This is a genomic window from Paenibacillus sp. J22P51 (assembly GCF_059692215.1).
In genome coordinates, this window is sequence record NZ_JCAUAZ010000005.1 from 49,974 (window position 1) to 76,798 (window position 26,825).

22 protein-coding genes and 1 pseudogene are annotated in these 26,825 nt (G+C 44.7%); 5 read left to right on the top strand and 18 right to left on the bottom strand.

Going from position 1 to position 26,825, the window contains the following annotated elements; translation table 11 throughout:
• Positions 1-184: 184 nt before the first annotated feature.
• From AC58QC_RS13095 to AC58QC_RS13110, 4 genes are all read left to right on the top strand, one after another.
• Positions 185-1,204, top strand: a complete 1,020-nt coding sequence (locus AC58QC_RS13095; RefSeq protein ID WP_497415592.1) for an ABC transporter substrate-binding protein — start codon at positions 185-187, stop codon at positions 1,202-1,204.
• Between the two features lie 11 nt (positions 1,205-1,215).
• Positions 1,216-3,261, top strand: coding sequence for a Fe(3+)-hydroxamate ABC transporter permease FhuB (fhuB, locus tag AC58QC_RS13100; RefSeq protein ID WP_497415593.1), 2,046 nt, complete (start codon positions 1,216-1,218; stop codon positions 3,259-3,261).
• A gap of 147 nt (positions 3,262-3,408) precedes the next feature.
• On the top strand, positions 3,409-4,302 hold the full coding sequence (locus tag AC58QC_RS13105) for a LysR family transcriptional regulator (protein WP_497415594.1): 894 nt from the start codon (positions 3,409-3,411) through the stop codon (positions 4,300-4,302).
• Between the two features lie 32 nt (positions 4,303-4,334).
• The gene (locus AC58QC_RS13110; RefSeq protein WP_497415595.1) at positions 4,335-4,646 is read left to right on the top strand and encodes a DUF5658 family protein; all 312 of its coding nucleotides are present in this window, start codon (positions 4,335-4,337) and stop codon (positions 4,644-4,646) included.
• Here the strand turns inward: AC58QC_RS13110 and AC58QC_RS13115 are convergent.
• From AC58QC_RS13115 to AC58QC_RS13195, 17 genes and pseudogenes are all read right to left on the bottom strand, one after another.
• Positions 4,628-5,887: a methyl-accepting chemotaxis protein gene (locus AC58QC_RS13115; RefSeq protein ID WP_497415596.1), complete on the bottom strand. Its 1,260-nt coding sequence runs from the start codon at positions 5,885-5,887 to the stop codon at positions 4,628-4,630. The two genes, AC58QC_RS13110 and AC58QC_RS13115, sit on opposite strands and share 19 nt — an antisense overlap.
• A 33-nt stretch (positions 5,888-5,920) precedes the next feature.
• Positions 5,921-6,700: a prepilin peptidase gene (locus AC58QC_RS13120; RefSeq protein ID WP_497415597.1), complete on the bottom strand. Its 780-nt coding sequence runs from the start codon at positions 6,698-6,700 to the stop codon at positions 5,921-5,923.
• Positions 6,701-8,027: 1,327 nt separating this feature from the next.
• Positions 8,028-8,378, bottom strand: a pseudogene (locus AC58QC_RS13125) (response regulator); the annotation flags it as partial.
• Positions 8,379-8,423: 45 nt separating this feature from the next.
• Positions 8,424-10,313: a hypothetical protein gene (locus tag AC58QC_RS13130; protein ID WP_497415598.1), complete on the bottom strand. Its 1,890-nt coding sequence runs from the start codon at positions 10,311-10,313 to the stop codon at positions 8,424-8,426.
• Positions 10,314-10,334: 21 nt separating this feature from the next.
• Entirely contained in the window at positions 10,335-10,868 is a 534-nt protein-coding gene (locus tag AC58QC_RS13135) for a PulJ/GspJ family protein (RefSeq protein WP_497415599.1), read from the bottom strand.
• 6 nt (positions 10,869-10,874) lie between these two features.
• The gene (locus tag AC58QC_RS13140) at positions 10,875-11,405 is read right to left on the bottom strand and encodes a type IV pilus modification PilV family protein (protein ID WP_497415600.1); all 531 of its coding nucleotides are present in this window, start codon (positions 11,403-11,405) and stop codon (positions 10,875-10,877) included.
• 37 nt (positions 11,406-11,442) lie between these two features.
• The gene (locus AC58QC_RS13145) at positions 11,443-13,842 is read right to left on the bottom strand and encodes a vWA domain-containing protein (RefSeq protein ID WP_497415601.1); all 2,400 of its coding nucleotides are present in this window, start codon (positions 13,840-13,842) and stop codon (positions 11,443-11,445) included.
• Positions 13,843-13,856: 14 nt separating this feature from the next.
• A complete protein-coding gene (locus tag AC58QC_RS13150; protein ID WP_497415602.1) occupies positions 13,857-15,056 on the bottom strand; it encodes an S-layer homology domain-containing protein in 1,200 nt (399 codons plus the stop codon).
• Entirely contained in the window at positions 15,057-16,127 is a 1,071-nt protein-coding gene (locus AC58QC_RS13155; protein ID WP_497415603.1) for a type IV pilus twitching motility protein PilT, read from the bottom strand.
• Between the two features lie 31 nt (positions 16,128-16,158).
• Entirely contained in the window at positions 16,159-16,878 is a 720-nt protein-coding gene (locus AC58QC_RS13160; protein WP_497415604.1) for a hypothetical protein, read from the bottom strand.
• A gap of 8 nt (positions 16,879-16,886) precedes the next feature.
• On the bottom strand, positions 16,887-17,552 hold the full coding sequence (locus AC58QC_RS13165; protein WP_497415605.1) for a PilN domain-containing protein: 666 nt from the start codon (positions 17,550-17,552) through the stop codon (positions 16,887-16,889).
• The gene (pilM, locus tag AC58QC_RS13170; protein ID WP_497415606.1) at positions 17,504-18,502 is read right to left on the bottom strand and encodes a type IV pilus biogenesis protein PilM; all 999 of its coding nucleotides are present in this window, start codon (positions 18,500-18,502) and stop codon (positions 17,504-17,506) included. Before pilM ends, AC58QC_RS13165 begins: the two co-directional genes overlap by 49 nt.
• A gap of 73 nt (positions 18,503-18,575) precedes the next feature.
• Positions 18,576-19,190 carry a prepilin-type N-terminal cleavage/methylation domain-containing protein gene (locus AC58QC_RS13175; RefSeq protein ID WP_497415607.1) on the bottom strand — a complete coding sequence of 205 codons (615 nt, stop codon included), beginning with the start codon at positions 19,188-19,190 and terminating at the stop codon, positions 18,576-18,578.
• Positions 19,191-19,224: 34 nt separating this feature from the next.
• Complete coding sequence (locus AC58QC_RS13180) at positions 19,225-20,436, bottom strand: type II secretion system F family protein (RefSeq protein WP_497415608.1); 1,212 nt, start codon at positions 20,434-20,436, stop codon at positions 19,225-19,227.
• Between the two features lie 40 nt (positions 20,437-20,476).
• Positions 20,477-22,207 (bottom strand): GspE/PulE family protein, encoded by a 1,731-nt coding sequence (locus AC58QC_RS13185; protein WP_497415609.1) that lies wholly within the window; start codon positions 22,205-22,207, stop codon positions 20,477-20,479.
• Positions 22,208-22,264: 57 nt separating this feature from the next.
• Entirely contained in the window at positions 22,265-23,266 is a 1,002-nt protein-coding gene (locus AC58QC_RS13190) for a VanW family protein (RefSeq protein ID WP_497415610.1), read from the bottom strand.
• Between the two features lie 703 nt (positions 23,267-23,969).
• Entirely contained in the window at positions 23,970-24,815 is an 846-nt protein-coding gene (locus tag AC58QC_RS13195) for a helix-turn-helix transcriptional regulator (RefSeq protein ID WP_497415611.1), read from the bottom strand.
• 438 nt (positions 24,816-25,253) lie between these two features.
• Here AC58QC_RS13195 and AC58QC_RS13200 point away from each other — a divergent pair, with 438 nt between their 5' ends.
• Positions 25,254-26,123 (top strand): SDR family NAD(P)-dependent oxidoreductase, encoded by an 870-nt coding sequence (locus AC58QC_RS13200; RefSeq protein WP_497415612.1) that lies wholly within the window; start codon positions 25,254-25,256, stop codon positions 26,121-26,123.
• Here the strand turns inward: AC58QC_RS13200 and AC58QC_RS13205 are convergent.
• Positions 26,120-26,599 carry an SgcJ/EcaC family oxidoreductase gene (locus tag AC58QC_RS13205; RefSeq protein WP_497415613.1) on the bottom strand — a complete coding sequence of 160 codons (480 nt, stop codon included), beginning with the start codon at positions 26,597-26,599 and terminating at the stop codon, positions 26,120-26,122. The genes AC58QC_RS13200 and AC58QC_RS13205 overlap by 4 nt on opposite strands.
• Between the last annotated feature and the right edge of the window lie 226 nt (positions 26,600-26,825).

Here is a 26,825-nt window from a genome sequence, read left to right on the forward strand (position 1 = left end):
ATATAGTACTTTAGCACGGATTACGTCATAGTTCCAAGATATAATAACTATAAGCTTGATAGATTAATCCTATGAAGGTGTTATACTTGACAATGTAATTGATAATGATTATCATTCTCCTTGTGATATCGAATTGGCCATCGATTCAAAAATAATTGTACATACAATGATTAGGAGGCTTTTTATGAAAACCATATTTAAACCACTTACTTTTTCAATCGCACTACTTCTATTATTCTTAACTACTGCATGCGGAAATTCAACGACAACAACGTCGACTTCACCAAGTGTAGCTGCTTCTGTGCAACCTTCTGCTGCACCAGCAGCTGATGCCGTCAAAACCATCACCCATGCAATGGGAACAACAGAAATTAAAGGTACGCCGAAGCGCATTGTCACTATAGAGTGGGCATATGCTGAAGATCTCCTTGCAGTAGGCATTCAACCAGTTGGAAACGCAGATAACAAAGGATATCAAGCATGGGTGAACGTAAAGCCTGTATTGGATGCTTCTGTTGTTGATGTTGGTACACGTCAAGAGCCTAATTTAGAAACAATTACAGGTTTGAAACCCGATCTCATTATTACAAGCGCAAATCGCTCTAGCAAAAACTATGATGCACTCTCCAAAATTGCACCAACCATTGTATTTAATCCCTACCCTACTGAAGGCAAAGGAAATCAATACGAAGAAATGGAAACAACTTTCAAAACCATTGCTGAAATTGTAGGCAAAAAGGCGGAAGGCGAGAAAGTGCTTGCTGATCTTGCCAAAACATATACCGATACAAAAGCTAAACTCGCTGCTGCGAAAAAAGAAGGTTCTGAATTTGCTCTAACGCAGGCTTTCAGCAATCAGAATAACGCGGATCTTCGCTTATTTACAGATAACTCCATGGTTGTTCAAATTATGCAAAGAATCGGTTTGAAAAATGTCTTCAAATCAAGCAAATTTGAGCTTTATGGTTTCTCAACGGCATCTGTAGAAGCTTTGCCTGCTGTGCAAACTGCTAACTTCTTCTATATCGTCCAAGACAACGATAATGTATTTGAGAAACAACTGAAAGACAATGCAGTTTGGAAAGGTTTATCTTTTGTTAAAGAAAACAAAACGTACAAACTGCCAGGCAACACATGGACGTTCGGCGGTCCATTATCGGCCAAAGTATTTGCTGAATTAGCGGCTGCATCATTGACGAAATGATTGAACATGCGATGAGAACGAAAACCAACTTTTTCGCTTCTATTCAGTGGAAATCTCTTCTTGTGTTTGGCGGAGGGCTACTTGCCCTCTGTCTCATCTTCTTCATTAACATTACACAAGGTGAAGCGAACATTTCTGTTGATACGGTTATTCAAGCTTTGATACATCCACAAGATACCCCCGACCATTCCATGGTGCGGGGGCTTCGCATGCCGCGTGCGGTCATAGGCATACTAGCTGGATCTGCTTTGGCCGTAACAGGTGCGCTCCTACAAACGGTGACCCGTAATCCGCTTGCTTCTGCGTCTACGTTAGGATTAAATGCAGGCGCCTATTTCATTATCGTGCTGGCATCTGTTTTCTTTCCAGGCTTAAAATCGGATCATTCGCTACTTCTTGCGCTATTCGGCGCTTGTGGTGCAGCACTCATGGCCTATTTCATGTCAGGAGGTCGGAAAAGCACTCCTTTGCGTATGGCTCTTGCCGGAATGATCGTGACTTTAGTGCTATCCGCTTTCACAAGCGGTCTTCAAATCATGTATGAGAACGAGACGAACGGCCTATTCATGTGGGGATCTGGCGCCTTAGGTCAGAATGATTGGCAAGGTGTACTGTTTGCATGGCCTTGGGTAGTCATTGGGCTCCTTGTCGCCTATGTATTTAGCCAGAAGCTTGATATGCTCGCATTAAGTGAAGAAACAGCTGTTTCTTTAGGTGAAAATATTAATTTCGTTCGTTTGGTTGCTCTTGCTACTGCGATTCTACTAGCCGGCGTTACCGTGAGTGTCGTGGGCCCTATCGGCTTCATAGGGCTCATCGCACCACATCTCGTACGTTTAATAGGACTGCAGCGTCATCGCTTGCTGCTTCCTGGTAGTGCACTTTGGGGGGCTGTCGTCATCCTGTCGGCAGATACGATTGCCAAAATGTTCCGTAGTATGCTTGGTGAGCTACCAGCAGGCTCAGTCACGGCATTGCTCGGCGCACCATGGCTTATATGGCTAGCGATTCGGGGTGGCCGTATGAGATCCTCGGCAGAAGGCAGTTCGATGAGCGTAGGGTATATCGGCAGTAAGATTCCGTATCACATACTTGTGCTTAGCTCTGCAGTTATTCTTATATGCTGTCTACTTTACGGTCTGACCGCTGGTGCGCTTAAGATTCCTTTGTCTGATGTGATTGCTGAACTTACAGGCAGAGGTGATGACATGTCCCGAAACGTTATTCTCAACTTACGCTTACCTCGTATTCTTGTAGCCGCGCTAGCCGGCGCTTCCTTAGCAGTCGCAGGCTCGATGATGCAGGGGGCCGTTCGGAACCCACTGGCGGATCCCTCCGTCGTTGGCGTGACATCAGGCGCTGGGATGGGCGCATTGCTCGTTCTTACAATCTGGCCATCCGCGCCAGGGTCGTGGGTGCCGATTGGGGCCATTATCGGTGCTCTGCTATCAGCGGGAAGTGTATACGCCTTAGCTTGGAAAAAAGGACTGAATCCTGTTGTACTCATTCTCGTCGGAATCGCTGTTTCGGCACTTGGCTCGGCAATCATCCAATTTCTTGTTATCCAATCCAAGATGGGTGCCGCTCCAGCACTTACTTGGCTGGCTGGCAGTACCTATGCAAGAGGCTGGAAGGAATGCATCCAACTACTGATTACCACGATCATTTTGATGCCAAGTGCATGGCTGCTAGGCCGTCGTGTAGACCTATTAGCTTTTGGAGACCACGTGTCTATAGGACTAGGCCTTAAGTTGCAGAAGACACGCTTGATTTCATCCACAATCGGTGTCCTTGTTGCCGCAATCGCCGTAGCTGCGGTCGGTACCGTAAGCTTCATTGGCTTACTCGCGCCACATGCTGTACGTCTCTTCTTGGGACAGCATCACCAGAAATCTGTTGTGCTTTCAGCCGTCATAGGCGCAATTCTTCTGACAGGCGCTGATATCATTGGCAAAACGATACTCATCCCCAAAGAGATTCCATCAGGAATCGTTGTCGCCATTATTGGCGCTCCGTATTTGTTATTCTTGATGTATCGCAGTACGATGCGGAAATAACCATATTTTTCCATAAAGGGCAGCGAAACTGGATATAATCAGTCGTCACTGCCCTTTATGGTTATTTATTCCTATATCCACCTTGTTTCAGTCCAAAAACCTTGATATGATTACTTTCAAGCTATTTAAAAGGAGACACTTCTTCGGATGGAATTACGTCAATTACAATATGCTATCCAGATCGCTATAGAACGAAATTTCTCACGTGCAGCTGAGAAGCTTCATATTGCCCAACCTTCTTTGAGCCAGCAGTTGTCCAAGCTGGAGAAGGAGCTCGGTGTCCTGTTATTTCAACGCAGCACCAATTCGGTGGAGTTGACACATGCAGGTTCCCTCTTTGTCGAGAAGTCTCAAAAAATTCTCGATATGATCGAGGGCCTCAAAAAGGAAATGGAAGACATTTCCCAAATGAAGAAAGGCCGACTCGTGATCGGCAGTATGCCAATCACAGGTTCGACCATTTTACCCTTCGTTGTCCCAGTCTTTCAAGCGGCCTATCCAGATATCGAAATTTCGCTCGTGGAAGAAACCTCATCTAATTTAGAAACGTTAACAGTGAATGGTCAGACCGATATTTCTCTTCTCTCTTTGCCGCTACGTGAAGAATCACTCGTCTATGAGTCCTTGCTGGAGGAAGAAATAATCCTTGCGGTTCCGCCGCTGCACCCATTAGCAACGAGCAAAGAACCAATTCGAATCGCTCAATTGGAGAAGGAATCCTTCATCGCTCTGAAAAAAGGTCAAGGCTTTCGTAAGTTAACACTTGAGCTGTGCCAAGATGCAGGGATAACACCTAATATTGTTTTCGAGTCGAGTAATATGGAAACAGTGCAATCTCTCGTTGCAGCTGGTATGGGGATCGCTTTCGTGCCTTACTTGATTTCTAAAAGAAGTTTAAGCGAGCTCTCACCTGTTAATGTCCCCCTTGAAGGAAGACCTACACGGAAACTTGTCATTGCTTATCGCAAAGGCCGCTATATATCCAAAGCAGCCGAGGCTTTTATCTCCACAATGAAAGAGGTTATGCAAACGATTCGTTAGCATAACCTACTAATTCAAAAGGAGTGGTTCCCTTGAGTCGAAATTTAATTATTTTCTTATGTATTGCGAGTTTAATGGATGCCGGATTAACAGATATGGGCCTTCGCCTACAATTAATTGGCGAAGCGAATCCAATCATGGCTTTCCTGTACGAGAACAGCTACCTTGCTTTCTACGTCATTAAAATCATTCTCCCCCTCTCTCTTTTCTTTATTGCAGCAAAAGTAGGCAAACGCCTGCTCATCAACAATTTGTTCCGCCTCTCTACGGTCATATATATGGGTATTCTCCTCTTGCATGCATTCTGGATCTCAACATCACTTTCTCAAAGCTTGAATATCTGAATTGTGCGCTGTAATTGCGTTACCATGCGCAGCATTTGCTCAGACTGAATAACAACAGCCTTTACGGAACGCGTTTGTTGTACCATGGAGGTAGATACCTGCTCTGTACCCGCGGCCGATTGCTGCGTAATGGCCGAAATATTTTCCATTGTGCCCGTAATGAATTGGGCTGCATTCAGCATCTTCTGACTCTCTCCTGTAAACTCACTCATCTTTTGCGTAATGAACTGGATGCTTTCTACCATCTCACCGAAAATCTTTTCCGTCGCTTCAATGGATTCTGTCTGTCTACGAGCAATTTCCTCATTGATCTGAATATTCTTCTGAGCCATTTTAATACTATTCTCGATGTTATGAACCATATGGAATACACCCTTCGCCGATTTCGACGACTCTTCAGCCAACTTGCGTACTTCTTGGGCAACAACGGAAAACCCTCTCCCATGCTCGCCTGCACGCGCTGCTTCAATAGAGGCATTTAAGGACAGCAAGTTGGTTTGTTCGGCAATCTCCGAAATCGTGCGAGTGATGGATGAGATTCCAGCTGCTTCTTTCACCAAATCATCGATTGTCCCCGATACATTACTCGTCGCAAGAACAATGTGAGAAACACTTTCGGATTGGCTCTCGACAGCGCGCATGCCTTTTTTCACCAGTTCCAGTGTTTGACCGCACCGATTGTTCATTTCATGCGTTGAATCGACGTAGTCCGTGATTTTGGTTTCGATTTCCTTTACGACGGAAAAGCTTTTGTATACGCCTGATGAGATCTCGTTAGCTCCCTCTGCTAGTGAAGTCACTGATCCTGTTGCTTCTACAATCATTGTATTAATGCCTTCGTTTTTGTGATAAATGTCACGACTTGAGTCTGCCACATGCTTGGAAATCGAAGCTGTTTCGTTCAGAAGCTCTTTCAATTTCACGATCATCGCATTAAAGGAGCGTCCCATGTCGCCTAACGCATCCTTCGAGGATGCATCAACCGTTTGTGTGAAATCTCCCTTGGCAATATTCATCGCCACACGTGTTACATTATCGATCGGCTCTGTTAATGCTTTCTCCAAGAACCGCACATAAGGAAAGCTAAACACCATCAAGATGAGGGATGATGATAAGGCAAAAATCACAGATACGTCTGCCGTTAACATAAGAATTAGAATAATAATGGTATAAAAGGCAACTACGGTATAATAGCCGAGCTGAAGCTTAGCACGAAACGATTGTGCAAGAAACCAGTTCATAGGAGTACGACCTCTCTTTTACGAAATGTAGTTTTACTGCCATAGGATGAGGTCCATGTACCACGTCATCAATGGGTCTCCGAAGCAAAAACAGATGAAACCAGCGACAGCGATAAAGGGACCATAGGGAATTGGTGAACGCCGATCCAGTTTACCTGAGGCGATAAGAGCCACACCGATGACGCTGCCAAGCAGCGCCGATAGAAAGATGCATAACAGCACAAGCTTGATTCCCATTACAAGTCCAACTAATGCCATCAATCGAATATCCCCAAAGCCCATAGCCGGCTTCCCCATCCAAGTTGCCACAAGAGATACGACGATCAGTGTGCCTCCTCCCACCACCAATCCTAATGCATAATGCCAAATTGGCAGAGGGTGAGCGAACAACCGCAAACCCGTAAATAGCAGCATGGCTGGATAGATGATTTTGTTGGGCAACAGCATGTAGGCCAAATCACTAACTGTAAGAATGAGAAGCACAGACACCAGTGGGTACGCAATCCATAGTTCATCTACACTGACCAAAAAGGGAAGTGAGGCAAATAAGATTCCTCCTGCCAACTCTCCGACGATATACACAGGCGATATAGATGTACCGCATGTGTGACACTTCCCTCTTCGGATGAACCATCCCAAGATTGGAATCAAGTCAATCGCGTTAAGTTGACGCCCGCAGCTTCCACAGCTGGATCTCGGGGATACAACGGATATGCCTTTGGGCACCCGAAGCCCCACTACATTAAAGAATGAACCGAACAAAGCACCCACTATGAACAATAGGACTGTGTAACTCCATGCTTCCCACCCCATCGCCAAACCCCCTCATGATGTCTATCCTAATTAACCTACTTTAGAAATCTGCTTTCTTGGCATATTCACGATTACTTACTGGGGCTGTCCCCAACTGAACCTGCAACCAGGCAGCTAATTGATTAAAACTCTCAATGGTTACTGTGATGGATTGCTTTTGCCCGCCTGCTGTTCCCATTTCAATCTCGATCTTATTCTCGGCTTCTGTACAAACGACCAGGTATTGGGACATCTCGCCGTTTAATTCCTCACTCCAATTACACATTACACTGCTCGTGAAATTTTTCATTGGTCCATTCCCCCTGAATAAATTAATGATCTTGCCGCCAGTCACAGCCTTAAAGCCTACTTTATTCGCGTCAGTTGGTTCTTGAGACTTGTATGTGGTGTTGATGGGAGCCTCTTCTTGTACTAACGGAGTTTCATTGACTAGATCTTTCATTTCATGGGCAGATTCAACAGTCGCAAGCGATTCCATTTCCATCGTTAAATCATTGAGATCTTCTAAGCTAAGCTCGATTGAACTCGCTTCCATATCCTCTACAATTTCTTCAATTGTCTGCTCGGCGGCTACGATGGTCTCCGATTCAGCAAATTCTTCGAACTGAACGGTAATCGCTTCTTCCTCTTGGGCATATTGTATTTCTTGTGTAAATTGTATTTCTTGCGCTTGTTGGACTTGTTGATCTTGTTGCACCTTTGCCTCTTGTTCCAACTGCCATTCTTGGTCCAAATCTCCTTGCATCGCTGCAGCAAGTCTCTCCATTTCTGAGAGACGATCCTCGGATTCGGTTGTCTGTGAAGGTTCTGAGATGTCGTGCATTTGTATGGCATCTGTAGATTCCAAAGCTACTTTTGACTCCTCAACTTCGGCAAATGCAAGCAATACCTCTAAGGCGTTGACGACCTGTGTTGGTTTTGCTGCAAATTTCCTCTCCTCCACAACTTGACTTTTGATTTCGGGTTCGGATACTGGTTCGGATTCAACAATCGTTTGTTGTAGTTCTACTACTTCAGGCACTGGCACTTCTTCATAGACAAGTTTACTAACAATTTCTTCATTCGGCTCGGCAATCGAAGCGACTTCATTCAAGATTTCCTCATCTTGCTTCGTAAGAAGTAATTCCTTAGGCTCTGAATAAGCTTGGTCAACTGCATTCAGACCTTCATCTTGGGCGTCAGCACCTTCGGCTATGTTAGCCTGCAATTCCAACTCTTCTTTCTCAAATGTCGCTGTCGCCTCTACTGCCTCGTTTTCTGCGGGAACGGCTTCCGTGCGCTGCATATCTTGCGGTATCAAATGGCCAATTACACGGGGAACACCATATTTACGAACAATTTCATTCACTCGATTTGGTTTAAACGGTTTCATGACATACCCGTTTGCCCCTGCCTTTAATGCATCTGAGATGAGATCCTGCTGACTCATAGCCGAACATATGAGAACAACAGCGGTAGGATTGAGCTTGCGAATTTCCTTCATCGCTTCAATTCCGTCCATTTCAGGCATCGTAATGTCCATGAGGACAATATCCGGCTGAAGTTCCTCATACTTTTGCACGGCCTGCCTACCATTCTCTGCTTCCCCGACCACCTCATGACCGTATTGCTTCAAAATATCAGTCAACATTTTCCGCATAAACTTCGTATCGTCAACGACTAGGATTTGGAATGACATTGAAGGTACCTCCTTTCAGAATGGTTAATCTGTAGTTACTTGATGTTATTTAACATTTTTAACGAATACGTTGAAATGGTCTGTCGGTTTGTCTAAAGTTGGAATCCCTTCTGGCGGTTTATCATACAAGTCGTCATCATAGAAAATTCGCAGCCTAGATTCCTTCGAATCATCCCCTTGTAAATCAGGTGCATCTTTATTCCAGGCGGAAGTACCTTGATACATTTTAACCGCTTTTCCTCCACCACCAAAATTTATGTCACCTCTGACAGCGTTCAGCTCCACCCCACGTTCGCCTCCATGTATACCACCTGTCAAATTCAGCTTTGACATGACGCCATACATGCGAATGCGATCTTTGCTATAGAAAAATGCACGTAACTTATCTTCAACCTTGTCACTAACCGCTTGGGAGTTATTACCTAAGACGATTTCACCCGACGCAATTAGAATGAGAGGTTTCGTGTCTTTCTCCCCTTCTACTAATTTGTTAATGGATGTCACTTCGTTCAGCTCCACATTACCATTCACATAAACGGTACCGTGAAGGGTGATTTCGCCTACAATTCTCAAATCACCATTGATATACATACTGCCTTGCGGAAAATTAAAGCCACTATTGATCGTCACATTGCCATCTACTGCAACAAATTTACCTGATTTTAACACAAGCTTCCCTCTTAGATCGGCGGCAACCAAGTTGGAATCGGGAGATTTCACATAGAGGGAGCCATTCGCTAACGTAAGCTCGGAGTCATTATTCTCCATGTTAAAAACCCCATTCTTGACGAACAAATTCACCTCTGTCGTTGGTGCAGCATTATCCTTGCCTGACACCTTATCTTTTACTTCTAACCATTGATCATTGTATAAGGTACTTTCAATAAAATTGGATACAGGTGTCGTTTCTAGCAGATCCGACCGATTCAGGGTTACATACTTGCTTGACGAAGCTAGCTTAGCGTCTAAATCGATTTTATCTGATACATACCCATTTATGTCTACTTCCCTATCCGCATCGAGTGTTGGATCTTCGAGCGGAAATTGCTGAGTTGTGAAATAGGAAGGTAGAACATTATCACTTGTTATTGACAGCGGGAACTCGTTCTCACCATCGGATTCAACGAAATTAAAATTCCCAGGCGGGTTCGTATCGCCATCCCCAATCACGCGAATGAATCCACGAATGGCGGGCCAGCCGGTCTTAATGCCGTATTTACTTCGAATCGAACCACTTGTTGCTCCGGAGAATATTGCTTCGTCCCTTATTTGTACATTGTTAGCAACATAAATGTCACCTGTAATAGAAGGAGCGCCATTCAGAATCAAATCATGCCCTGACGATACAGGATATCGAAACACAGGGTTAATCGTACTCACATATACAGTCATTTCTTTGGTTACGACTTTCTCAGGCCTACCCTCAATGATTCCTCTCGACCTTATCTCAAACTTACGTACATAAGGAGAATCAGGACTAGTAATGGGCTTAGCAGGGGATTCTTCCGGATAACTGGTTGCCTCCGCTGAGAGAATATCGACTTGATACTTCCCTTTTTGGGAAGCAATCACTTCCCCATTCCCGTCCTCCAGTTTGCCCACTTCCTCATCAATAAATTGCAGCATTGACGACAATTCCGACTGCACACTTTTCACACGACTCCGGTAGTTCGTTCCCCCAAGGGTCTCCCCATTTGCGACGGCTCTCCGGATCTGTGCAAGCGTGTCATCCAACCCTTTCTGCGCAAGCGCCTCTGCTTGTATGCCAGACTCTGAGGTAGCCGCTTGAATCGCGCCACCACGAAGAACACTCATCAGAATGAGACCCATCATTGTCATTAACACAACGGCTAGCAGGGCAATGACAAGTGCCGAACCTTCCTCTTTATGCAGCCTCGGTTGGAGGTCATTGATGTCTTTATTCATTGAGTTCACTCCATGCCTCCTCCGTTACCTTTAATCATTGCGAAATAGTGGAATTTGTGAATTGATAAGAAACTTTGGGCTGTCCGCCACCTTATACTGACCGGCGTTGCTTCTGGCATATTCAATCTTAACTTGAACACGGTCATGAGTCTTCTCACTCGCTTCGCTTAAGCTACCCGCAATAATGGTAAACTTACTTCCAAGTTGGAAAACATTCGTAACCTCTTTCGTAGCTGCATGCCTAGTTACAACTTTTCCTTCCTTCGGTATGACTTCCATTTCATAGAGATCAATATAATCTTCGGGTTTCTTGCTTCTTTTCGCATAACGAATGATCTTCTCGTCACTTCCCTCGTTCTGAACGTAGATCGCTTCTTTCAACTCCGAAATAATCTGGCTGTATAACACATCACCTTGATTTCGCATCTGGGTTTCCATCGTGACTCGTTTATACATCGACACGCCCATTAGCATAAAAGAGTACAGGATGGAGGCTACCATGCCGAAGATCAACATGGCCGCCAATAACTCAATCAAGGTCATCCCTTTCTCATTGCGCTGCATCTGGCGCTACCACCTTTTGATAAGATACGTATCGAGTGTCGTTGATAATTTTGCTGACGGTTCTTCAATAGACTCTTGACCCGACCAATACACCGTAACGAGCATTTGAGCTAAGTACGCATCCGAAAAAGGACGAAACGGGTCTGATGTCTCCCATCGAGCTGCGCGCTGAGATAACTCAACCAAGTAGTGATACGTTGTGCCATTAATCTCAGTTGACCTGAGTCTTCCTTTCATCAGCTGAGATCCATTACTTGACTGATCCCCAGTGAACTTAGGATTACTCGTAAGCAGCGTGGCAATGGCCTCATCATAGCCGGTCTTAAAGCTATCTCGCAGCTCCGCTGCCTTCAATCGAGCTAGATTGGCACCAATAATTTTGCGGCTCTCCTGCGCCGACTTATCAACGGCTGATGTGAAATATCCCATCAGCGTAACGCTGATAATCGACATAATCGTCACAGCAATCAAGATTTCCACGAGTGACATACCGTCTTCGTTAGGCCCCACTTGCTTCAAACGTTCATTGCGGCGCACCGTTAGTCCTCCTCACTACCTGACGGAATTCGCCAGTCTAATTGTTGTTTTGTTCAGTATCAAATTGAATCATTAACGGTTCTTGAACTTTTTCAACGCCTTTACTGTCAACAACCTTCAGAAATACATAATAGTTTGCTGAATAATTTTCTGAAGTTGTCTTCGATATGGTCACAGTCAACCGCTTCGCCGCCAATGGTTTCCAATCATTGGCTCCCGGTGTTTCTAATTTTTGTTTAATTACATAATACATGGATTTCACTGTATAACCGTCCTCTTTGTGATTACCAAAAGTACGATCCGAGACAGCGGATTTGTCATCTACCACGATTACACTAACCGGTTTATCCGATATTTCGCCAGCTATATAATTCACACCTTTGAGAGTAGCTGATGGACCTGGATTAATTGCGAAATACTCCGGCTTTTCAATTGTTGAAGATGTACCGCCAATGGAAGTAGCTTCGAAATGAATTTGATGCCAGCCTTGGCGTTTCTCAATCGTCTCCATGCCTGCCACATCGCTCAATTTAAACACATAGGTGTTGCCATTCTTGGTCATTTTCGATGAACTAGAAGAAATGGAAGCTGATTTGTTATCAAACCAGACTGTAACACTCGTTACTGGGGTTAACGTATCCGTTGCCGTAATCGTAATGGTGGCATCATTCGTTGGTTTCTTGATATCGATATCGTTACTCCAGCTAATGATCGGCCCTGTGCTATCCAAGGAAACATTGCTCGTTGCAATGGTACCCGCAATTGGGATAGCTGCGCTGCCACTGATCGCATTTGTAAAAGCGCGTGTCTTGAAATTCACACCATTGCCATCAGGAATGACGACACCGCTTGCTGTTTGTGATTGCCAATTGCCGCTATCAATGGAATTCTCATAACCAGCAATATAGGCCCCTTGGAAATCATCATTCGCGTATACCGTTGATTTAGGTAACTGATTACTTGAACCAGATACGGAACGAAGGGTTCCAGGGCCTTGATGCCAGCCAGTTTGATTAATCAGCTCGCCATTGCCATCAACGAGTTCATAAGACGTTGGCGCTGTTGGCTTCAAATCAAATTGTTCTGTCGTTTCATCCTTGTAGCTGACTCGCACGATCGAATGAAGATCTGGATCAACAAAACGGATATCCGTAATGGCTGAATTCTTATTCTTAATCGTCCATTGTTTTTGTTTATCACTAGCACGTAAGCGTTGAAGCTCTCCTTGACTATTCCCGATATACACATTGCCATATTTATCTACTACACGAACACTAACTGACAGCTGTGTATTGAAATTAATGTTGAACTGACGATTCGCATTACATGCATCCTTATAAGTTACCTTGGCATCTTGCAAGGGATAGTCACCTGCTGCCGTATCAGGTATTAATTTAATGGCTAAATTGATGATGTCCTGATTAGGATTAAACGGAAAATTAATGTCCCCCACATTGACCACAACTTCATGTGTAGCGGCTTCATACCTTACATTCGAAGGGTTTTCTCCTGGTGCCAGAATGAATCCAGCTGGGATTGGTTGACGAAGCGTAACGTTTTTAAGCTGAGCAGGTGCTTCCATCGTTGTGGCGATGTTATCGAATATGGTTGCTAGCTCACTCGCAGAACTCGCTTGATAAGCAGCCCCCTTCGTCTTGGTTGCGATATAATCCAACAATTCCAAGTCAATTTCGGCAGAACCAGGTGTAGCCAAGGCAATCGTATATACTTTAATGCCTAGTCCTGCTAAGACATCAGCGTCTGCTTTAGCCGCGTTCGCGGCACCCGTATTATCGGTTATCACCTTATTACGATCGTTCTCATTTGTCCAAACGGTTGCTCTACCGTCTGTTAACAAAATAATTTGTTTGACGGGCTTTGTTCCACTCGCCGTAAGCATATTCCTTGCTTTAGTTAAGCCATCATCAATATTCGTAGAGCCATTAGCAGTAAACTTATTAATTTCCTCTTGAACTTTGGTATAATCATCCGATAAATCTAGCACCTTTGACGCATCTGAGCTAAATTTAATGAGCCCTAATCGGTCGCCCATATTTACTGTCCTCAATTTATCAGTTAGGGTAGCGGAAGCACTCTTCAATATATCCATACGAATAGGCGTTCTATTATCATCTTTATACATATGGTAGGCCATACTCCCCGAAACGTCGGCTACGAAGGCAATATCAATCGCAGCTCGTGTTTGAGTTACCGTATGTGTACCACTTGGGTCTAGAGAGTAGTTAATCGTCACCAGTTGATTGCGTTCTACACTCGTTACCGGGACATTTCCCGAACCACTAATCGCCAAGCAACCATTGTCTGGCTCTGTCGCATACGCAGGAGTCGTTCCTACGACGGCAGGCAGCATGCTCGTAAGCAGCATCCCTGTCAGCAAGATCGCACTTTTCTTTTTCATTTTCTGATACCAATGCATGGATTAACTCCTCCCTATAACAAATGAATGATTCTCGAGATGACCTTGAAAGCTTCAGCACGAGTTAATGAGCCTTGCGGTCTAAACGAGCCATCCTCATAGCCGCCTACGATGCCTGCGTGTATCACATTTTGGAGTGACGTCTTATTAAAGTCAGTTAAGCTTCCGATATCATTGAACTCGCCTTGGCTTGCTCCAACCTTAACGGCATACTTTTGTAAAATGCGATCAACAAGTCCGACCATTTCAATGCGCGTAATAGGTGAATCTGGTGAAAAGTTCAAATCCACAGGTCTCACGTCAAGGAATCCCATTGCCTGAGCAGATGCAACCATGCTGGTTGACCAATGTTTTCCCATGTCCTCGTAGCCTTTAACTTGCGACTTCACAGGCTCAATGCCTAATGACTTAACAACAAGGGTCACAAACTCCGCTTTAGAAAGTGTTCGATTGGGACGAATCGTACGATCTTCATATCCATCAATAATGGATTTTTGCATAAGATCAAGAATATCATCCTTCGCCCAGTGGGTTTCTGCGTCGCTCGGAACTGAGCTTACCTTCGATTGTCTCCATGTCCGTAAAGTTGGTACAGCTTCCGGCATGTCAGGTAATTTCTTAACCGAACCGAGTGTTGGAGCAACAGCGCGATCAGGATCATCAAAAGCGATACCATACACATTCAATAAGCCGTTGGATGTGACCTTTGGAACCCCGCTTTGAGCTGCTTCTGCATCCGTTGGAATGTTCACCCAGGGAACCATGCCAAGATAAGCTTTGACCCTGTAAGTTTCTTGGGAGGCGCTTTCAAAGTACGAACGTATCGTCTCATCGACATCCGTAGCACGGAAATCTAGTTTTCCAGTAGGGTCTACGCCGATTTCATCCCAGAAGACGAGCAAGTCATTGGCATCACGTGCGATCGCTCCTGTCCAAATTTTCACATGTGTACCAGAAGCATCTGCTTTAGTAACAACGGCATATGGCTCTTTTGAAATAATCATGCCAACCTGCCAACCCGCAGGTGATAGCTTCATGGTTTCAAATTGATTGTAGCGCCCCACATAATCAAGACCTTTCAGGGCAGCGAATGGGTTACTGACTTGAACAGCAGCAGCCGTGTTAACCGTTGCTTCGCTTGCTAGGATTGCAGACGGTGACATGATGGATAATACAAGAAGTGCAGTTACAAGTGCATGCTTATTTCTTTTCATTTAATCTTCTCCTAACGTCATCTCATATTCTTTGATCGCATCTCGATGGATGATGCCCTCTTCAACAAGCTGTTTCAGGCTGGATACCATCGTTTGCATCCCGATTTGGCGGTTCGTTTGTATGACGGATTTGATTTGATAAATCTTTTCTTGCCGAATTAAGTTGGCAACAGCAGGTGTATTAATTAATATTTCCAGCGCCATCGCTCTTCCACGCCCATCCATTCGTGGTACTAGTCGTTGGGATAAGACACTAATGAGTACGGATGCGAGCTGTACGCGTATTTGTCTTTGCTGCTCTGTTGGAAATACATCGATAATCCGATCGACGGTTTGAGGTGCATCCGGGGTATGAAGTGTCGCGAGGACTAGATGACCTGTTTCAGCAGCTGTTATTGCTGTTTTAATGGTTTCTAAGTCCCGCATTTCACCGACAAGAATGACATCTGGATCTTGACGCAGTGCAGCTCTTAATCCATTTGAGAACGTTAATGTGTCGATACCGATTTCGCGCTGTGCGACTAGACAGTTTTTACTTGGATGAATGTACTCAATCGGATCTTCCAAGGTGATGATATGTTTCTTCTGGGTTTCATTAATGAAATCAATAATGGAGGCAAGTGTTGTTGACTTCCCGCTTCCGGTGGGACCCGTTACTAAGACCAGCCCTTGATGCTTATGAGCAAATTCCTGTACCAAATCAGGTAGATTTAAGCTAAAAAGGGAAGGCACTGTCGTCGATAAGACACGAAATACCATGTTAATATGTCGTTTTTGCTTGAACACATTTCCCCGATAACGAGATAGACCAGGAAGCTCGAACGAAAAGTCGACCTCTCCTTTTTTGGATAACGTTTCGTATTGCTCTTTCGTCAATATTTCTTTCGCCATTCGATGCGTATCCTCCGGCGAAAGCACAGAATCAACCACCTTCATCAATTTCCCATGAAGCCGCATAAGTGGTTCTGTGGTTGCATTAATGTGCAAGTCAGAAGCCTTCGATTCGTAAGAAACACGCAGCAGATCTTTCAGTGATAACGTGTCAGACGTGGATGGTGCTATCATACTCATCGTAATTCCTCCTGTATGGTCATGGTTTCTTCTAATAGAGTGGATTCGTTTTGCCTGCAGGCTTACTATATGGTACTGGCAGCGGTGCTTTGAAAAAATTCTGCAAACCTGGTGCGTAATACGAAACTAAAGATACATTGACAGTAATTTCTCGTTTCAATGCGTTTAGCTTCACAGGCGCTCCGCCCTTCACGGCAAACGTCAGCTTATCCACCTGCATCAAGCGATTCGTCGTTTGCAGCTCATCTAAAAAGCGGTGAATCTGCTGATAATCCCCTTTTGCCGTTGTATTGAGCTTAATTGGTATAGCTAGTGATAGCGACTGTGGAGCAACCGGTGTGACGGTTGTACTTCCTTTCGTGGGTGCTGGACTGCTCTGAGGTGTGCTTGCAGCAGTTGTAACTACAGGATCTGCCACCTTGCCAATTTCGAAATTATAGCTGGCTAGCGGCATCTTCGTGATGATCTCCAACATGCGAACCTCACGAATAAGTCCTTCGACATCCGGCACTTCAGGAACACGGCTGCGCGTTTTTGAGAGACTGACTTGCTCCGCAGCGCCTACTGCGCTTCCCCCTGAAGCCCGTTTGTTCAGGGCATCCAACTCTTGTTTCTTCTGTATCAAAAGATTTGCTTTGGACGCCTTTTCACTTTGAAGTGGTGAAATGAAGTTGATATACACCATCACGAGCGCCAACGCGAGGATGAAGGCCACGATGATTTGATTTCTAGTATTGCTGAGCATACTCATTCGTTCGATCAACCTTTCTTGTTGGCATCCGCCTTATACTGCAGCTCGAAAGTTGCTTGAATGACAGGCAGTGGTGGAATCGTAACCGCCGTTGCATTTTTATCCTCTGGCGCTGAAGCTACTTTGTTCATTCCGCTTGTAGAAATTAATGTAAACGAAGTTGATGCTTTCGTCGCCTGCATGAACGTGATGACATCTTCACTAGATGCAAAATTCCCAGTCACCTTAAGTTTGTTGCCATCTCCAAAAGAGAGAGCCGTTAGATTCGAATTGAGCGGCATAAGTGTTGAAAGCTTATCTAATACATCAGTCACTATAGGCTTACTCGCGATAAGTTGCTTCGGTATCGCAATGAAATCGGCAACGGCTCCAGCCGTTGGAGAATTGGCCAGCCTCGATTGACCTTCCTTAATTTGAAGATTAACTTGTTCTAATGCCGTATTCGTCTTTTTAATTTCAGACTTTGCGCTCGTATACATCCATCCCATGCCGCCAACCACCACTACGATCGCAGTTATAAATACATATTTAAGAATGGGACTTGTTCCTACTTGTTCTTCATGCCGCATTTGCAGCAAGTTAATCTCGATGGACTGAAGCTTCTGTACGCCTGCGCTCATCGTCACTAAGCCCCTTTCATCGCCAGACCAACTGGAACCGCGTAAGCTTGACATGTTGTGTCTTCATCTTTCAGAATGGCAGGCAACGGAAACGATGTAATCTCACCTGTGAAAGCACTTTCTAGATGCTCAGGAAGTGCAGTAATCCATTCATGATCGCCTACTAAATATACGAGCTCGACATGCTTCTGATCCGTGGAAACGGTGTATTGGAAATAATTTAAGACACGACCAAGTTCCATGGATAGGTTACGAGCATATGCAGCAAGCTGATCCGTTCCTGTGTCTAGGAAAAAACTCGTATTAATTTGAATAGATCGGAAAAATACAGGAATGCCATCCACGAATATGCTGACATCCGCATGATCTGGCTCGACATGCAGCAACATGAATCGATCCTTCATCGCGGAGCCGGTCAACCGTGTATGACGTACCAACATCCGGTGAAGGGCCAGCGGGGCCAAATCAACGGCCACAGGCACTAACCCTGATTGTTTGACAACATGCGCATAGCTTTCAACTACTTCACCTGGTGTTGCAAAAATGAGGACTTCCTCTTGCGCAGAGGATTTGGATGATTTCGCAGCGCCTTCCACAGAAGCCGCTGCCTCATCCTTTGGTGCGCCTAGTCTGACAAAGTCAAAAACGGGATTCTTGAATGGAAGTTGTTGTCCTCCATGTAATTCAACGTCGATCATGTTACGTAATGCTTTATCTTTTAAGGCCGAAAAGACTGATTTACGCAGTACCACATTGGAAAGCGGCACTGTCACATTGATAGGAGCACCTTGCAACCCTATTTGCTTCACTAAGGTTGAGATACGAGCAATGACCGAGTCTTCGTCCACGAATTTTCCGTGTTTAATACTGCCTCTATCCAGCGCTATCGAATGCCGCTGTGTCAGGGTAACTTGTCCATTCACGTTCATAATTTCAACTAGCTTCGCTTCTGTATCCGAAATTTGCATGCCGTATGTGTACTTGCTTGTTTTCTTTGCGAACATTGCGGTGACTCCTCTCGGTTATGCGTGACTATAAATGGGCGCGCCGCCTGAGGCGGCGCGCTTACGTTTGTGGTTATTCTACAACGTCTGTTGCAGTCAAGGCATCAAGTTCATCTTCTTTTTTAGCACTAATGTGAGGTGTAGTACCACCTATTTTTGTAAGTGTGACAGTATAAACATAATTTCCGTTTGCATCTGGTGCAACACTTACAAAAGAGCCATCAGGATCATATGTTTTAGTTTTATCAGATGGGTTTTTTGGTACAGTTTCCAGGAAGCCCTTCGTTTTTAAATCACTCAATTTGAATGATGTTGCCGCCGTAATAGATAATCCTTCGCCAGTGATTAGAAGTCTTGTTGAATCAATAACCATATGAGCATTTGTTTTATGAGCGTTGATTCTCGTGTTTTTAAGGATTCCGCCAATGGATGGAATCGCAATCGCTGCAATAATCGCGATAATGACAATAACTGCTAGTAACTCGATCAAAGTCAAGCCCTTTTGATTTTTGTTAAGCTCTTTCAAAGAAAATTTCGAAAATTTCGGGAAACGGAAGCTCATCTTTTGGTTGTTATTCATTGTCAATTCGTTCATTGCATTCCCACCTCTAGGTTTATTTTGGTTATGTACTTGCTCTTGCCAATCTGGTATTACGTTATGTTGTGATGCTGGTAAAGCCGGCGACATATTTGTCTATCACCTCCCTTCGAGTTAGTCTGAATTAGTTCAGGAAGTTATCGTACATTTTGAACATCGGGCTCATGATGGCTGCTACGATTACACCGACAATACTGGAAACGAACAGCAGCATGAGAGGTTCAATCACCGCCTTCAATCGATCTACACTCTGATCTACATCAGCTTCAAAAAAATCCGCAATCTTCGCCAGCATATTATCGACTTGACCGGTTTCCTCTCCGATGATGAGCATTTGTACGACCATCTTAGGGAATATACCGCTTTTCTTGATCGGCTCGGAAAGCATTTTACCTTGCTGCAAGCTGTCCTTCGCCTCTCGCAGTACCTTGGCAATAACACGATTGCCAACTACTTTCTCGGTTACATCCAATGCCTGTAACACAGGCACCGCACTCACAAACAGCGAGGACATCGTACGCGCCATTCGGGCAACAGCTGCCTTTTTGAGAATGATACCGAAGACCGGAATTTTAAACTTAATCGTATCGATCCAGAACTTCCCTTCCTCTCCAGCCGCAAAACTCCGATATAACAGAATCACGCCGACCAGACCAACCAAGAACATCCACCAATAATGCACGATGGCATCACTTGAACTCATAACGAATTTTGTAATCAGTGGCAATTCTGATCCCTGCTCCAGAAACATATCTGCGAAGGTAGGGACAATTTTCAGTAAGAGAAAAATGACGACGCCGATGGCGATGACCAGAACAACGATCGGATACGTCATCGCTGATTTGACCTTTTGAACCGTTTTGTGTTCTTTCTCGTAATGATCCGCCATTCGTTCCAACACTTCATCCAAGTTACCACCGGTTTCACCCGAAGCCATCATATTGACAAACATATCGGGAAATACCTTCGGATGCTCGCCCATCCCTTTGGATAAGGGGTGACCGCTGCGTATTTGCTCTGAAATATCGCCTAATGCAGCTTTCAAATATTTGGAGGTTGATTGATCTTCCAGAATCGAAACGGCTTGATCAATTTGAATCCCTGCACGGATCAACGTGGCGAATTGCCGACAGAAGATAACGAAGTCTTCTAGCTTGACAACGCGTCCAATGTGGATTTCCAGATCCATCGTCGTCTTCCGCTGCTCTTGAATGCTGCGAATGGTTATCCCGCGTCCCCGCAGCTCTGTAATGGCCAACTGCTTGTTCTGGGCTTTCACCATTCCCTTCAGCTTCTTGCCACTTTCATTGACGGCTTCATACGTAAAGTTCGCCAAGTTATTGTTCACCCCCAATCAAGACTTACTTCCTAGCTGTCTATTCGTCCGCCACGGCTTTCAACACTTCTTCAATCGTTGTGTGTCCTTGGCGAATCTTGAGCAAACCATCATAGAGCATATTTTTAAAGCCATTCTTAACCAAATGCTGCTCTAGCTCGCTGACCGGACGATTCTGCACGATCAGGCTGCGCAGTGCTTCGTCTACAACTAACAGCTCGTGAACGGCTATACGTCCTCTATAGCCTGTTTTATTGCATGTTCCGCAGCCTTTCCCCCTAGTAACCATGACTGGCTTATCTGTTGCTTTAGGAGAAGTCAGTGGAACCACGACACCTGTTCCCGTCCCAGCAAGCTGCTGCTCACTGCCACCGAGCAGTCCATGCGTTTCCAGCAGCTTGATTTCATCCTCTCTTGCAGGTACCTGTGCAGCGCATTCCCGGCATACTCGCCGTACTAAGCGCTGAGCGACAATACAAGAGAGCGAAGAAGCGATTAAGTAAGAATCAATTCCCATATCAACAAGCCGGCTTATCGTGCTTACTGCACTGTTCGTATGGATGGTGCTTAATACCAAGTGCCCTGTTAAGGAAGCACGCACTGCGATCTCTGCCGTTTCCGCATCTCGGACCTCCCCGACCATAACAATGTTCGGATCTTGTCGAAGAATGGATCGCAAGCCAGAAGCGAAGGTCAGACCAATCTGCGAGTTTACTTGTACTTGAGTGACGCCGTTCATCCGATACTCTACCGGATCCTCAACGGTAATGATTTTGACATCATCGCCATTTAATTGTCCGAGGGCTGAATAGAGCGTTGACGTTTTCCCGCTTCCCGTAGGTCCCGAAATCAGCATGATCCCATTCGGCTTTTGAATCATTCTGTCGAATTTCACCAAATTCGCTTCACTGAGTCCCAAATCGGCAATTTTCTTAACACCAGCTGATTGATCTAAAATCCGGAGAACAATACTTTCACCATGTACGGTTGGTAATGTAGATACCCGAATATCAATCCTGCGGTTATCTACTTGCATCTGGATCCGACCATCCTGCGGCAGCCTTCGCTCGGCGATATTCAATTTCGCAATGATTTTCAATCGAGCAGTCAATACACCTTGCATATGCTTCGGCAGTGCTTTCTCTGTACGAAGCACTCCATCAATTCGGTACTTCACGATCAGTTGTTTCTCTTGTGGATCAACGTGAATATCGGACGCCCTCTGCTGCACGGCGGATTGAATGATTTGATTGACTAGCTTTACAATTGGCGAGCCTTGATCATTGGCTTCCGATTCCTCGTCTTTGATCTCGATTTTATCCAAGTCGACCATCAGCTCATCGACGGAATCTTTCATGCCATAGTTTTTCGTAATGGCCTGCTCGACCTCGGAGCGAATGGCAATGACAGGCTGCACACTCATATTCGTCGCCATTCGAATTTCTTCAATGGCACCGTAGTTTAGCGGATCTACCATCGCTACCTTAATTTTGCCATTCTTGCGTTCGATTGGAATGACACAGTGCTTACGAGCAAGCGCTTCGGGTATTAATTGAACCGATTGCATATCAAGCTGCGTCTCAAACATGTTGACGACAGGAAACCCTAGCTGAAACTCTAGCACTTCGACTAGCTGTCTTTCAGTGATCAACCCTTTATCAATGAGAATCTCACCGATTTTCTTCCGTGTGTGCACTTGCTGCTTCAGCCCTTGTTCGAGCTGATCCTCCGTGATGAGTCCGTTCATGACAAATAGTTCACCTATGCGCATTGGGGGGTCCTCCCTTCTGTTGATAGAGTACGTAACGGATCTGTGCAACCTACTGATTTAAGGTGATTTAAGCTCTTCCGCTGTCGGCGCCTTCGCGATCACAATAGGACGTGGTGCGTAGAAATCTTTATATATCAGCTCGTTCTTGCCATCATTCTTCTCGTCAGCGAACACTTTAACCAGAAGTCCTGATTGACCTTCACTCCGTTTAGCATCACTTTGACCTGCTAGCGTAAAATCCGTCACAAAAATGCTTTCCGGTGCGAATACTTCTTTAGTAACCGTAATTTTAGGAGCTTTCCAATCGGTTTTCGGTTTTCCATTGAGTGTCACGACTGGTGTTTCACCGTTATAAATCACGCCTACCGTAATGGGAACGCCTAAAGAGTTATAGAACGTTAAATCTTTCTGCTCACCTTGAAAATCAACATCAAATCCAGCAGCTGCATAGGTCGGATTATCCTGATGTGCATAGCGCTCACCAACTTGCAACCCAGCTCGCAGTGCAGCTTCATACAATAATGAGGCCACTTGCGATAACTCTTCTGCCTTTTTCTCAGGCACCTTGCCTTTGCTAACTTCAGTCAACCATCCTTGATAGGAGAACAGCTTCCCTGGCTCAAGTTTGATCAATCCCGCTTGCTCCAGCCAGGCTTTCACATTCGCATTCACAGCGACAATACTTTGCGCTTGCGATATGACCTGTAAGCCTGTTGTTGCTGTTGTTGCTGTTGTTGCTGCTGGTGCTTGTGTACTTATTGGTGTACTTGCAGGTGCAGCTGTCGGCGATGCCGATGTCGTTGCTGCCAAACTTACAGTTGGCGTCGGTTTAACCGATGGCTTCGCATTTTCTTTCTCTGCCCCAGCTGCAAGCGCAATTCCTTTCGATGAAGCATTGTCGGTGGTTTTCCAGAACATCAAACTTTCCAGCTTCTGCTCGGAGTTCCACTCGATAAACCCTGCCGCCTGTAATCCATATACACTTCCAGAACCGACGACGCCTAGAAGAAGAATCCATTTAATAGGCTGCAGGATCAAGGCCTTTCTTCTTTGTCTCATAGCCTACCGTCCCTCAAAGCTCGACATTTTCCCTCCCGTTTCGGTGGGATGCCTCAAATATAGACGGTAATTTCTGTAGAGCAAATCATACATACTTATTAATTCGAATGACCTAATGCATGAACCATAATTCTTAAGCCACGTTAGACGTTTATAGGCTGTTTTGTAGGGATTTAAAGCTAGTTGGACGCATTGTTGGGGGACTCGAGTCGGGACTTCACGGCGCACGTCGTACTTAGGAAGCGGTTTCATCTAGTTCTTTCGGAGCGCGGATAGATAACTTACCTATCATTCTCGCTATATACCATTTGCATATGTAGCAGAAATAACGTGTTATTTCATCAAATTCCTTAAAAAATGGGTCTTCTTCATATGTTGCTTTACATCAAATTCATCATTATTCATTGTAAAATGTCGCCACCTCCGCGAATTCCTAGACTAATTAGCCTGCCCAATCAAAGAAAACCCGAGCTTACTCGGGCTTATCATGACATTTAGCTGATCTTTCTCACTCTACTTGCTAGTTCAAAGCAAACAGATATACAAAAAAAGCCCCTATCCCCACAAACATCGCATGAGATAGAAGCTTTTTTTTCTACAGTTTGAACAATTTCTTACCTTGATTCGTCAATATGTATATAGCAGATGTTACTAACCCTCAATTCCCATGTAACGCATATGTATATCTACTTCTCTTGTATCTCTATATCGCTCCAAGAACACTTAGGATCAACGAAGCTTTGGAATTTACTTTCAGCTTGCGATTGATCTTCGTTACATAGACACGTACGGTATTCTCACTTATCCCTAGAACCTTGCCGATTTGCTTATAATCATAATCCAGCAGCCAATATGTAGCGACTTCCTTCTCACGAAGCGTCAGCTTGAAAGCTTTCAGTCGTTCTTCCAGCATTTCCTCCACGAACCATGTTTTACTTTGCAGCTCCGTCTTCCTCAACTCATATTCCAGGAGAAGCGCAATCGATTTGATGCATGGATACATAAAAGGTGCAGAAATGTGTTGAAAAGCAGTCAACACTAAGTAACCCATGATTTGATTATCAGCAGTTTGTATAGGAACGCACATCGTCACCCAGTTGTGCATGGTATCTAGATAATGATCTTCACCACTGATCCAAACCGGTCGCTGAAGATCAATGGCTGCCGATACGGCATTTGTCCCCGCACTAGAGAGTGATAACGAAGATCCAATTCCGATATTATTTAAATTAGCTGCTTGCAGAATCGATCGTTCATCCCCATTAATGGTTAAAATGACCCCGTGATTATCCGTCACCATCAATAAATTAGGAAAGTAGAAGGTATTCGTCTTCAGATGCGCTTGCCGAAGGATGACATCCATGAGAACTTGGTTTTTAGCTAGTAGCCGTTCCATCATCTTGCCTTGCACGCGAAACCTCACGCGCGTCGAATCTCTTTGAACGCCATTCAGAAATGATTTCTCGTGCAGCTTAGCAATCTCCGCTTGTGAGATCCCGACTCTCTCTGTGAATTCATGCATTTGCGTCTCTTCAGCTAATCCTGTCATCAATCCCACTCCCTTTCTCTATATAGCTTTGAAATGAATTGGCATTTATGCTCTGAGTTAAATAGAAAACGATGTCTCATACCTCTGTTTCTATCAACACCTTACAAAATTATGTATTTTTCGCGCATGTGACACTAACTATAAGGCTCAAATCGAATGCTTGAAATAGTGCAAAGGTAGTAATTCTAAGAAGATAGTATACTTGCACTACAAAAAGACAGCGTTTGCATAATTATCTCGCGGATTAAGGATTTCTGGCACGTGCCATTCGTAGGATATATACTAGTTATGTGTCACAATTCTAGGTTATCTCGTGGGTGATCTAAGAATATCGTCTCACCCATTTACAATTGGGATACAATAATGAGAGCTATATTGACATCCAAACTTACATTTCATACCAATTTGATACTCAATTAGGAAAAGGAGCTTTAGGAAATGACGAAAAAACTACAAGGGACAGTAGCTTTAGTGACAGGAGCAAGTCGCGGCGGCGGCCGAGGAATCGCTTTAGCGCTTGGGGCAGCAGGTGCAACCGTTTATGTCACAGGTCGCAGCACACGAGCGCAATCGAGTAGAGATAATATAACAGGAACCATTGAGGATACAGCAGAGGAAGTTACAACTCGAGGAGGCTTGGGCATTGCAGTTCGCTGTGATCATACCGTTGATGAAGATGTTCAAGCACTCTTCACTCGAATTAAACAAGAGCAAGGGAAATTGGATCTCCTCGTTAACAATGCGTGGGGTGGCTATGAAAATAATGAGGATGGTGATTTCCTAAAACCTTTCTGGGAGCAGCCCATGGCTCGCTGGGATAAAATGTTTAACGCAGGGCTGCGCGCTCAGATGGTTGCCAGTCGCTATGCGATGTCTACCTTTTTTCTGGAGCAGAAGAATGGTCTCCTCATTAATACAGGTGTATATTCTGATATCGGCGGGGATTATCCCGTTAATGTCTTCTATGACACGGTGAAGCGAGCCGTCGTTACGATGACACGCGCCATGTCTCAGAATCTCGAAGCGAATCAGCTTCCTGTAACCGCGCTATCTCTGGCACCTGGATGGATGCGCACGGAAGCTGTACTTCAGCATTATGGCTTAAAAGCAGACGATCCTAACTTTATGAATGTTGAGGACCTTCATCTAACAGAATCCGTGGAGTATATCGGTAGAGCAGTCGTCGCCCTAGCCTCTGACCCTCAAGTAAGCCTTAAAGCTGGACAACTACTGGAGGTTGGCAACCTGGCAGAGGAATATGGCTTCACCGATATTGATGGCAGACGTATGCCGCCTTTTCGAGTCTAGGGATCCTTAATTAGCTCAGTTTTCTTCGATTTAGACTTATTCATGAACCATTTTTGAATAAAATTAGGCGGTTGGATGCGGCAATTGTGAAAAGCTGCAATTTTCCATTCGCCTTTTTCTTTGACGACAACGTTCGTGTTGATCGAATCTCGGTTTTTAGGCGCATTCTTCTGCCAACGCAGCTTAATCGCCCCTACTGCATGTGCTATAGCCATATCAGGTGTAACGAATCGAACATGCAGCGAACCACCTTCAACCATGCTTGAACCACGTAAAATACCATCAAAAAGTTCTTGATGAATATCCCCAATTGCTTGACGCCCCTTAATATGCTGTCCATTAAACGTCACATAGTCTGCATCTTCCGTAAAACATGCCCCAAACGCAAGACCGTCATGGTTATTCCATGCTCTGCTTAACGCTTCGAAGATGGCGAGAATTTCTTTCCGATCTTGCTGATTCCCTATTATCTTCATCTTCCATGCATCCTCTCATTATCGCTCGAATTCGTTATCTTCTACTATTGTGTCAGAATCGACATCCGCAAGCCATACCGCTAGAGTAGGAACACTTCCCCGTCTACAGACTGATTTCCACGCAAAATTCATACATTTATCCCTAACCATTTGAAGCTCGGAGGCATATTATATAAAAAAAACTTATCCTTTCCCAAATTAATTTTGATAAAGTGATGAGAATGCC